Below are 2568 nucleotides of genomic sequence, written 5' to 3'. Positions count from 1 at the left end.
GACACAAACACCAAAAGCCAATGCCAGACAAGCTGCCCAACAGGTAAGAATAGCTCAAGGCGTTAAGTCAGGTGAACTCACAAGAGGAGAAAGAAGAGCTTTAAAAACAGAACAAAGACACATAAGAAGGGTAGAGCGTAGGGCGAAAGCCGATGGAGTTGTAACGCCAAGGGAAAAGCAAAAAATAAATAGAAAACAAAATAGGGCCAACAGGCACATTATAAGACAAAAAAATGATGGCGACAAGAGGCCCAATAACTTATAAACTACTACTTGAGAAGGGTATCTTAAAAGCTTAAGGTACCCTTCTTTTTTTATTTAGCTTAAAGCAAATTGTAGATCATTAATCAGGTCTTCAGCATCTTCTACACCTACGCTGAGTCTTATTAGTGAGTCCACGAGTCCTATCTTTTCACGTTCTTCTTTAGGTACGCTTGCGTGGGTCATAGTAGCTGGGTGGTTGGCCAAAGATTCTACACCTCCCAAAGATTCTGCCAAGGCAAAAACTTTGAAATTCTCCAATATCTTAAAAGCATCAGCTTTATTATCTCCTTTTAGTGAAAATGAAATCATACCTCCAAAATCATTCATTTGTGCCTTGGCCACTTCATGATTAGGGTGTGTTTCAAAACCAGGCCAGTAAACATTTTCAATCTTTGGATGGTCTTTAAGAAACTCTGCTATTTTTCTACCATTTTCACAATGCCTTTGCATTCTTAGGTGTAGTGTTTTTATCCCCCTGAGCACAAGAAAACAATCCTGTGGCCCGGGAATGGCACCACTACTATTCTGAATAAACGCCAGATCTTCATTTAACTGTTTGTCCTTTACTACAAGTGCACCCATCACTACATCTGAATGGCCTCCCAGGTATTTTGTAACTGAGTGCATGACAATATCAGCTCCCAGATCGATCGGGTTTTGCAAGTACGGTGTGGCAAATGTGTTATCTACTCCAAGAAGGATATTGTGCTTGTGTGCAATTTCACCAACTTTCTTAATATCGATTATATTCATCATTGGGTTGGTGGGAGTTTCAACCCATATAATCTTAGTGTTTTCTGTAACCTTATCCTCGATGTCCTGGACATCCCTCATGCTGGTGAAGTGAAATTTTATATCATACTTACTGTATATTTTGGTGAATAAACGGTAAGTGCCACCATAAAGGTCATTTGTAGCGATTACTTCGTCACCGGGTTTTAGCAGTTTTATGATTGCGTCAATAGCGCCCAAGCCTGAAGAAAAACACAAGCCGTAATTTCCATTTTCCAGGGCTGCCAAGCTTTTTTGCAGAGCATCGCGCGTAGGGTTGTGGGATCGAGAGTATTCGTAGCCTTTGTGGTCTCCAGGAGAAGGCTGCGCGTAAGTTGAAGTCTGATAAATTGGTGTCATGATTGCACCGGTAGAGGGATCAGGCTCAACGCCTGCATGTATTGCTTTTGTTCCGAATTTCATAATAGTATAAAGACTATATTAGTTTGCGAGTTAAAATATCAAAACAGGCCAATACTTATGATGTTGTCAACATTATATAATAAGTAATATTTGTTGACAGGCTTTTTAGCTGTGCTCAGACCAATAGGTTTTAATATTCTCTTTCCAATTATTCTTATCCTGTAGGTATAAAAGCGTATTAATTAGCATCTTGTCATCGGCAGAAGAGTGGTCAAGCCTTTCTAATGATGTTTTAATAATCAGAAAAAGCTCTTTTCTATACGTCTCCTGATCCTTTGAGGCTAATTGCCCGATCGCTTCTATTATTTCATCAGCTGTAAGTGGTGTACGCTCTGAGGTGATTGACTCGGCAGGTTTTTCGGTAGCGTCTGGTTTTACAAACGAAGTTGCTTCCTGCTTTAGGAAATCATCTAAGTCTTTGAGTGGATTTTTTCTTTTAGCCATTTCTTAGAGATGTTTTAAGATCGCTTTTGCTGTGTCAAGATACTCCTTCTCTGCCATAATAGTGCTGAAGTTTACAAACAAGTTTTTTTGAGGTACAGCCACATCGAGTATTTCAGCATCAAGATTACTCATGGCCTCTTCTATGGTTTTGTGCTTGGTGAGACTGTGTATCCTGTTTGGTAAAACCATTATTTTAAGCGCCCCATTAATATCTCTTGCTGGAGATAAATCTTTAATCGTCTGATAAGTGACTAACAAGTCATTTTGAGTAAGACTTGTGGGGACAATTACTGCCTCGCTGACAAGGCAAAGTTTTTTAATGCCCTCATCCGTTGTTTTTCCAGCACTATCTACGATTATATAGTCTAACTTTCCTTCGGCTTTCATTTGAGTGAGCTCTTCCGCAATTTGCTCATCGTTAGAACCTATAATATCAAAGAGCGAATTTTCTTTAGCACCAGACTTATAGACTTCCATTTTTCTGAGAGTACTTATAGTGTAGTTGGTGTCTGTTTCGATGAGTGCCACCTTGTGCCCGAGGTTATTGAGCATCGTGGCCAGATTTATGGCATTGGTCGTTTTTCCTGTACCTCCTTTACGACTTATAAATGCAATTACTTTTGTCATACAACACGTTTAGATACTAAAAATATGAAGGGCATAGGT

At 39.5% G+C, this 2568-nt stretch carries 4 protein-coding genes; 1 reads left to right on the top strand and 3 read right to left on the bottom strand.

The annotated features are described in order from the left end of the window. Positions 1 to 265: hypothetical protein (locus E1176_RS20455; protein WP_185152588.1), on the top strand; the 265-nt coding region annotated here is incomplete at its 5' end. Between the two features lie 53 nt (positions 266 to 318). Here E1176_RS20455 and E1176_RS03040 read toward each other — a convergent pair. From E1176_RS03040 to E1176_RS03030, 3 genes are all read right to left on the bottom strand, one after another. Beyond that, positions 319 to 1458, bottom strand: a complete 1140-nt coding sequence (locus tag E1176_RS03040; protein ID WP_155209105.1) for a cystathionine gamma-synthase — start codon at positions 1456 to 1458, stop codon at positions 319 to 321. Between the two features lie 105 nt (positions 1459 to 1563). Beyond that, complete coding sequence (locus E1176_RS03035) at positions 1564 to 1902, bottom strand: hypothetical protein (protein ID WP_155209104.1); 339 nt, start codon at positions 1900 to 1902, stop codon at positions 1564 to 1566. 3 nt (positions 1903 to 1905) lie between these two features. Further along, complete coding sequence (locus E1176_RS03030; protein ID WP_155209103.1) at positions 1906 to 2529, bottom strand: ParA family protein; 624 nt, start codon at positions 2527 to 2529, stop codon at positions 1906 to 1908. Positions 2530 to 2568 lie beyond the last annotated feature (39 nt).

It is taken from the genome of Fulvivirga aurantia, from assembly GCF_009711475.1.
Lineage (GTDB): Bacteria > Bacteroidota > Bacteroidia > Cytophagales > Cyclobacteriaceae > Fulvivirga > Fulvivirga aurantia.
The sequence above is the reverse complement of the archived record's forward strand: the minus strand, read 5'-3'. Positions and strand labels throughout refer to the sequence as shown.

Bases quoted from the DNA above. Each gene is read 5' to 3' on its own strand.
- E1176_RS03040 (WP_155209105.1), bottom strand. From the start codon at position 1,458: ATGAAATTCGGAACAAAAGCAATACATGCAGGCGTTGAGCCTGATCCC.
- E1176_RS03030 (WP_155209103.1), bottom strand. From the start codon at position 2,529: ATGACAAAAGTAATTGCATTTATAAGTCGTAAAGGAGGTACAGGAAAA.
- E1176_RS03035 (WP_155209104.1), bottom strand. From the start codon at position 1,902: ATGGCTAAAAGAAAAAATCCACTCAAAGACTTAGATGATTTCCTAAAG.